We start from the raw sequence: 7184 nt of genomic DNA, 5'->3' as shown, positions 1-7184 counted from the left end.
GGTTGGGGGGGCGGAGGCCGTGGCGGGGGGGCTGCTCGCGGGCGTTTTCGAGCTCCTGGCGATGCTCCTCGGCATTGGTGGAACCGGGGACCCGCACGGTGATGCCTTTCGGAAGGCCAGGGACCAACCCGATGCCATAGGCAATCTTGCGACTGAAACCCATGGGGTCGATGACCGGCTTGCCGTGAATGTAGAGCTCAGCCGAGGGACCGCCATCATTGAGTACCGCATCGGTGGTGCCGAACGCGGACAGCGTCGAGGCAAGCTCCTTCCTCAGAGAGTCTGACTCGGAGATCAGAAAGATGATGTAGCGGTCGGAGTAGCCGAGAATGCTCAGTTTGGTGGGTTGATCGTCGGTACCCGAGCTATCGAACACGCCATCCCTCATCACCGTCTTTTCGGAGCCGTACATCCATTGGCGGTAGGGCCTGTTCTCAGGATTGAACAGCTCGTTATTGGGAATGCGCTTGGCCTGGATACCTGAGTCGTCAACGGTGAAACCCATCAGCACCTCCTTGTCGTTCGGGGAGGGACCGACGTTCAGGCCGTCAAGGAACACCGGCGTGGTCGGCGTTCCTTCCTTGCACTTGAACGTGGGCATGGAGCACCAATAGCCCTTCTCGTCCTCGGGGCCCCAGTAGTAGCCGTTGATGGCGACGATCGCATTGTTCATGTCGCCGAGGGTCTGGAGCGTCCGTAGGTTCATGGTGCCGGGCTGCTTGTTGGGATCCCCGATGGTGCCGGGCTGCTTGTTGGGATCCCCGTTGAGCTGGGCCAACACCTGGAGGTGCATCTGAGGAACAGTGCGATCGATGGTCACCACATGGACCGCCGGGTCATTGGCACTGCAGTTGTAGTATCTGATGCCCGGCGCCACCTCTTCGGAAGGGCTGCTCGGAGAGCACGTCCCTGCATGCGGGCGAGGTGGTTGGGGCTCGGGCGGGCCGCCAAGGGCCGTGCCGCCAAGGGGGAGCAAGGACAGCAGCAAGCCGAACCCGACTGGCAGTGACCAGCGTGGTTTCACGACAGAGAAGACAGAAGGAAGGCGCCATTTCACTGGATAGGCTCTTTGCGGGGGTTCTGTGTTCATCTGCCCATTGGCGAGGGAACGTTCACGGAACGAGCGTGTCGGGCTCTCGCTGGAGGGAACTAGGGACAGCAGGGCAAAGGAGCGCTGGTCCCGAGCCCTGCCGCGACCGCTCAGTCCGCTGGAACCAGGGCTGGACCTGATCGATGCCGAGGCTCGGCCCAGGCCGTGCGCCATCCCGCGGAACATGCGGTTCCACGACTTGCGCCACACGACCGCCACCCTGAACCCAGGCACCGGCCGCCCCCAGTACTCACCCTGCCCAAGGGCGGACGGGCCCGCAGGTGAACATGACCGCCCGGCTTGCCGACGCCCTCCGCAAGCAGCGGCACCTCCGGGGCGAGCGCCTCGCCTGGACTTTCCGGCGGTCGCGGCCACTGCCATTGCGGGTGCAGTGGGCCTGCCACGGCTCAAGGGGGTGTCCATGAACAGGAATGTCCATGCGCAAGGGGCGGCGGATGCCGTCACCAGGCCCGTGGGCGCGAGTGTCCTGGGTCACTGAAGAACTCCATGACCCTCAAGACACCCGAATCGTCGTCCAATGTCGTTCACGTCCCGCAGAACTCCGATGCCGCCGACGCGGCGGGCAGGGTGGCGAATGAAGCCGTATCGCCTGCGGTCCCGCAGCCCGCGCAGGAGCGAGACGAACTCGGAGCTGGCCGCACCGACTGGTCACTGAGTGATGGAGTCCCCCGCTGACACCTCGCCAGGAGTCATGCTCCCGGCGAATGCCCGCTTGCCATCCTTGACAGCCGTTGCGTCAGGGGGCGCAGACGATGACCGAGTCGACTTCCAGGTCATCCGGGTCATAGGTCGCCGCGGCGTCCGGCCCGATGTGCCAGGTGTCATCCGGCTGCACGGCGAAGTCGATGTAGGGCCGCCATCCGTCGGCGAGCGCCGTGCGGAAAGCCTCGTCGGTCACCTTCCCGTTGAAGCCGGCGGTCTGGTGGTTCACGGTCCGCAGGAGGATGCGCGAGGCCCCCAGGCCGTCACGGTAGTAGTACCGGGCGACCGCCGGCACCACGGTGGCGTCCCACTCGACCTCCCAGACGTGGAAGGCGGTCACCAGATTGGCGAAGGGGCCCACTTCGTTGCCCGAGGTGTGGATCATCGGGCTCGAACCCAGGTGCGTGGTGATCGAGAACTTGTTGGGATTGTTGACCGTGCCCTTGGGGCCGTCCCACCAGGTCTCGATGAGATCAAGCTCGCCATAGCGTGCATCGCCGAAGCTGTTGCGGGCCCAGAGAGCAGGGAACGTGCCCGGCATGGGCGCCGGAATCCTGGCGTGGAAGGACATCACACCCTTGCCCGGAGCGAAGGTGTTGTTTCCCTTCAGCCACGCGCCCGAATAGTAGTTCGTCCCCGTGCACTTCGCAGGGTGCTCCGGCGTGATGTTGGGATACGGGTCCTCGCAGTGACGCTTGGAGGAGACCTTCAACCTGCCGTCCTCCACCTTCACGTTGGCTCGGAGCATCTTGGTGAGCTTCGTGAACGTGCCGCTGGTGGGGCTGTTGTTGCCCTGGACGATGTTCCACTTCGAGGCGTCGAGCGCAGTGCCGTCGAAGTCGTCGCGGAAGAGTTCGCGGCTGAAGCCCGTGGGGCAGGCCAGCACCGTGACCGGAGGAGGAGTGCTCACGGGCCCCGGGAAGAGGTTCTCCTTGGGGATGACACCCTTCGGCGTCGAGAGCGATGACCACGCGAGCTTGATCACGGAGCTGCCCGTGTCCTCGTAGTACTCGAGCACGAGGTCGTAGGACTCGCCGGCCTGGAGTGCGAGGGTCCCGGAGTTCTCGACAGCGCCGTGGTTGGTCCAGTTGTCGATGATGCGCGTGCCGTTGACCGTCAGGCGAACGCCATCGTCGCTGGTCGTATAGAAGGTATAGGTCTCCGTGTGGTCCGCGCTGACCTTGCCCGTCCAGCGCGCGCTGAAGCCATCCGCGTTGACGCCAAAGAGGGGCGTGCCCGCTCCCCAATTGAAATCAACGGTGGGGTCGACGCGGTTCACCGGGAGGCCGGTGAGATTGATGCTGTTGAAGTACTGCCCCTGGAGCCCGGTGCCGCGGCGGCTGGTGACGTCTAGCCAGATGATGGAGGACACCAGCGAGCCGGCTGCCGCGCTGTTCTCGAAGATGAGCTCGGCGCGGAGCTGCCGGGCATCCACGACGTCCAGGTTGGCGAAGGTATCGCTGAAGTTCGCAGGGGAGGTGGTGAGCGCGTGGACGGGACCGGTGGCGAGCAAGGTCGCGCCGTCGTAGAGCTTCACGAGGAGCGAGCCGGCACCGCCGTTGATTGCCCACCCGTCGTAGTTCACGACGACCGACGAGGCGCCGCCCGACTTCGCGGTGTCCTGATACCCCAACGTCAGGGTCGATGACACCCGCCCGGGGGCGCTCCGCGCGAACGTGCCGCCGCGATCGCTCGCCGCGAAGGACACTCCGTCATCCATCAGGCCGTAGATGGGCGTGCTTCCGCCCCCCGCCCAGATGCCACTCATGGCGACGTCGCTGCTGGGAGACGCGCTCGACGAGACGAGCTCCGACGAAGCCCTCCCCGCTTCGAGGGTGTCACCCTCCTCGGGAGAGGGGCCCTGGCAGGCCGCGAGAAGGGAGAGGGAGAAAACGGAGAGGGCCCGGAGGGGAAACATCGCTCTGCTCATGAAAAGCACCTTGATCAGTGACGGAGTCAAGAAATCCGACCATACCGAAGCTTCCTGTAAAAAACAGGATTTCCGGTTGATACTGTATCAAGGGCGGTCACGGGCCCGCCGAAGTCGCGAGTCGGCCCGTGGTGATGCAGCGATGCCCGCGCGCCGCGCTACACGGGCCGGAGGGAGGCCCGGTCGATGTCGACGGAATCCTCATCATCGCCTTGCACGGCTTCGCTGGCCCGGAAGCGCTGGCCCTCGGGCGTGACGAGGAGCCAGGTCGCGGCAACCGCGGGGTCGTCCGCGGGAGGAGAGACCAGCACTTCTTCGCCGAGCAGGGCCGCGACCCGGGTGGCTACCTCCAGCGAGTTGTCCCCTGGGGCGCCACGCATGCGTGAGACGCGGAGCTGCTCGCCGCGCGTGACGCGTGGGCCGCCAACACCGTGCGCTTCCAGGTGAGCCAGGGCGGCCTGGATCCGCAGGATCCGATGTTCCGCCAGTCCTACGTGGACCGGGTGAAGGCGGGCGTGCAGCTCGCGCGCTCGCTGGGCTCCACGCAGGTGCTCATCGCGGATGGGGCCAACCCCGTCATCGCCACCGAGTGGAACGCCAACAGCGAGAACTGCAAGACGGGCACGGAGGCGCGTATCCCGGACTTCTTCGCCTGGCTCCAGGAGCACCGCATCGGCCTGCTGGGCCACGCCTTCGACGTGCCCGGCAGCATGGTGAAGGACCTGGTGTCCTGGCAGCCCACCCCCTGATCCAGGGATGCTCGGCGCCGGGCAACGACGCCGGTACGCTGGTCCAGGCGCACTTCCGGCAACTGGCGCAGGCCTGCCCGCGAAACACGGGCAGGCCCTTGCGACTACCACCGCGGGCCCGCTACAGCAGACTGGCCAGCCAGGTGAGCTGCGCGTCAATCGTCTCTGAAATGGCGAGCGGCTGATCCGACGTGCGCGGCTCGGTGTACGGATTGCCAATTTCCTTGTGCTGCCACTTCACCCAGGTCTGCTTGTACCAGCCCCAGTCCAGGTCGGTGCCCTTCGAGGGAGGCGTGGTGCCCGCGTACCCGGAGAAGGCACGGATGCCGGTGGCCGGCGCGACCTCCTGGCCTCCCACCACCTGATACAGGTGCAACCGCGCGCGGCGGGGGAACTCGGCGGACAGGTTGGTGGCCCACGCGCCGTAGAACGTGCCCGAGGGGCGCACGGGGTTGTTCACCTTGGTGTCGAACGTGCCCAGCTCGCCCTGGCTGTTCCTGCACACACCATCCAGCGACGACACGTAGAGGGTGATGCCATCCAGCGCCGTGTTGGCGCGGAGCGCCTGGGCCATTCGCATCACCAGACACCCGCCTCGGGAGCTCCCCGCCAGGTAGATGGACCGCGTCTCGGGCCGGATCTGGGCCTGGAGCCAGTGGACGAACCCGTTGACGATGCGCTGCTTCGTGTCGCTGTCGAACAGGTGGTCGAAGTTGTTGTCGTTGACCACGGACAGGTGCGTCTTCCCCGCCGGGAACCAGCCCAGGGCATTGAGCTTCATGGCCAGGGAGCGGCCATCCAGGACCACGTTGGCGCAGGAGACGCCGTCGCAGGACGCGTCCCAGTTGGAGGACTGGCCCGTCACGCCGCTGGAGTGCCCGCTGCTTGAGATCTTCTGCCCGGCGGTCATGAAGACGATGGCCTCGCGCACGCTCGGGGCCTCCACCTGGGCGATGCGGATGGCGTGCAGCGTGCTGTCGGAGGCACCGGCCGCGCGGAACTGCTCGAAGCCCGGCGCAGCCTGGTAGCCACCGGAGGCGTCCTTGTAGACGACGCGCCGTGACACCACCGTCCGGCTGCTCCCGTTGGGATAGGCCAGCGCCTGGGATTGTGAGTCCAGGGTCACCTGGGGCTCTCCGGGCAAATCCTCCGGCCCTGGCGGAGCACAGCCCGTGAGAGTGCCAACCAGTGCCAGGGCAACGCCTGCCCAGAGAGAGATGCGACGAGGGATACCCGAGGTGTGGACCATGGACTGCTCCTGGATTCTGGAGGGAGCTGCGCGGAGCGCAGCGGGGGGCATGTCAGACCAGAACCCGGCCGTCAGCGAGTTGTTCGCCGCCGAAAGGTGGTCCTGTGCGACGTATGCATCCCTCCATGCGGACTCAGGTGTGCGGTCGCTGCTCCACGCGCCGAGCTGGAGCTGGGAGGCGGCGAAGCCAGACACCGGGTCGGTGTCAGACGCGGAGCTCTCCGTTGACGACGGTGATCTTCGGGACTCGGAACCCCATTGCGATCTACGCGCCGAGGAGCTTGACGAAGAATGAGAGCGATTGAGTCTTTCTGTTCGGGACGTTCGTGGACGGGAGCGCGGCCCTCGTGAACCCCGCGCTCGCGGTGCCTCCGCTGGCGCCCATTCCCGACGGGGAGCCGGCGATGGCGGCGCGGTTCAAGGTGATGCTCGAACAGCTCCGGAACGGGGCGCTGGATCCGGCGGGTTTCGCGTGCATCCCGAGCTGGTTCTTCCCGGAGGCCGTGCCGTATTCCCAGGACCTGTTGCAGGACCTGGGGCCCGCAGGGCCGCTCGTCCTGGCGAAGCGCGAAGTACTGGGCGATGACCGCGTCTACACGTACCTGGTGAAGTTCGGGGCCGCGACCTGGCGCTACACGGTGAGCATCATCCCGGATGGCCGCGTGACCAGCCTCAGCCTGGCGGGGAACTGAGTCGGTCTGGCATCCCAGGCGGGACGTTTCGAACAGATCCATCGGCACCCGTTCGCAGCCCTCCTTCCCCCTCTGAATCAGGCACCCTCCATTCGACCCACGCGGGCAGGAGCCTGTCCGCAATCCAGGAGGGCGACTCGACGTACCTGTGACCCGGCACGGCACGACTGCATGAGCCGGAACAGCAGACCGTCCCAGCCCAGCACGGCGCGAAACCCCGCCACTGCGGCGGCCAGCGGGAATTTGAGTGGCGTCCACCGTCACCACCTTCGCCTCCGCGTCCACCCGGGGCAGCCCGAATTGGCCAGCATCCGGCCGCTTGTAGAGAAGCACGAAGCCGCCCCAGCTCGATGGCAGCACCTTGATGCGGTCGCCCCGCCGCGAGACGAAAGAGAGGAGGTGCCCCGAGTAGACGTCCGCCCCCTATGCCGTGCGCACCAGCGCCATGAGGCCGTTGATGGACTTCCGCATGTCCACCGGCTCCGTCGCCAGCAATACGCGCACTGACACAGGCAGCGCGAACATCGCCTCACCGCCCGGCCGCGACGAGAAGCGCCACATACGTCACGCCGGTGCCCACAGCGAAGCGTACCCGCGCCCTGCTAGCGGTGCCCCCATCCAGCATTGACGGCGAAAGCGCGGAACGCTCTGCGGAACCGGGGCAACTTCACTTCCCATGCTTCTCGACCGGGGCGTTCAAATCGGCCTCGGCTTTCCGGGAGGCGCTCGTGGCGCAGGGGGGGCTGTCGGC

Annotated in this window: 6 protein-coding genes and 1 pseudogene; 2 read left to right on the top strand and 5 right to left on the bottom strand. The window is 66.4% G+C overall.

What is annotated here, in order from left to right; genetic code table 11:
* From D7W81_RS42615 to D7W81_RS38075, 3 genes are all read right to left on the bottom strand, one after another.
* Positions 1 to 820, bottom strand: an 820-nt coding sequence (locus D7W81_RS42615; protein ID WP_158621772.1) for a phosphodiester glycosidase family protein, incomplete at its 3' end; no start/stop codon positions are given.
* A gap of 1027 nt (positions 821 to 1847) precedes the next feature.
* On the bottom strand, positions 1848 to 3581 hold the full coding sequence (locus D7W81_RS38080) for a PA14 domain-containing protein (RefSeq protein WP_158621771.1): 1734 nt from the start codon (positions 3579 to 3581) through the stop codon (positions 1848 to 1850).
* Between the two features lie 320 nt (positions 3582 to 3901).
* On the bottom strand, positions 3902 to 4123 hold the full coding sequence (locus D7W81_RS38075; protein WP_244227716.1) for a hypothetical protein: 222 nt from the start codon (positions 4121 to 4123) through the stop codon (positions 3902 to 3904).
* Between the two features lie 51 nt (positions 4124 to 4174).
* Between D7W81_RS38075 and D7W81_RS42880 the strand changes: the two genes are divergently transcribed.
* Positions 4175 to 4492, top strand: coding sequence for a hypothetical protein (locus D7W81_RS42880; protein ID WP_167508144.1), 318 nt, complete (start codon positions 4175 to 4177; stop codon positions 4490 to 4492).
* 121 nt (positions 4493 to 4613) lie between these two features.
* Here D7W81_RS42880 and D7W81_RS38070 read toward each other — a convergent pair whose 3' ends face one another.
* Positions 4614 to 5618 (bottom strand): hypothetical protein, encoded by a 1005-nt coding sequence (locus D7W81_RS38070; protein WP_244227715.1) that lies wholly within the window; start codon positions 5616 to 5618, stop codon positions 4614 to 4616.
* A gap of 470 nt (positions 5619 to 6088) precedes the next feature.
* Here D7W81_RS38070 and D7W81_RS38060 point away from each other — a divergent pair, with 470 nt between their 5' ends.
* Positions 6089 to 6433 (top strand): hypothetical protein, encoded by a 345-nt coding sequence (locus D7W81_RS38060; protein WP_208721637.1) that lies wholly within the window; start codon positions 6089 to 6091, stop codon positions 6431 to 6433.
* Positions 6434 to 6685: 252 nt separating this feature from the next.
* Here D7W81_RS38060 and tnpB read toward each other — a convergent pair.
* A pseudogene (tnpB, locus tag D7W81_RS44275) lies at positions 6686 to 6958 on the bottom strand (IS66 family insertion sequence element accessory protein TnpB); the annotation flags it as partial.
* Between the last annotated feature and the right edge of the window lie 226 nt (positions 6959 to 7184).

Origin of the sequence: Corallococcus aberystwythensis, assembly GCF_003612165.1 — a bacterium.
Classification (GTDB): domain Bacteria; phylum Myxococcota; class Myxococcia; order Myxococcales; family Myxococcaceae; genus Corallococcus; species Corallococcus aberystwythensis.
Note: the sequence above shows the minus strand (reverse complement) of the source record. Positions and strands in the feature narration are given on the sequence as shown.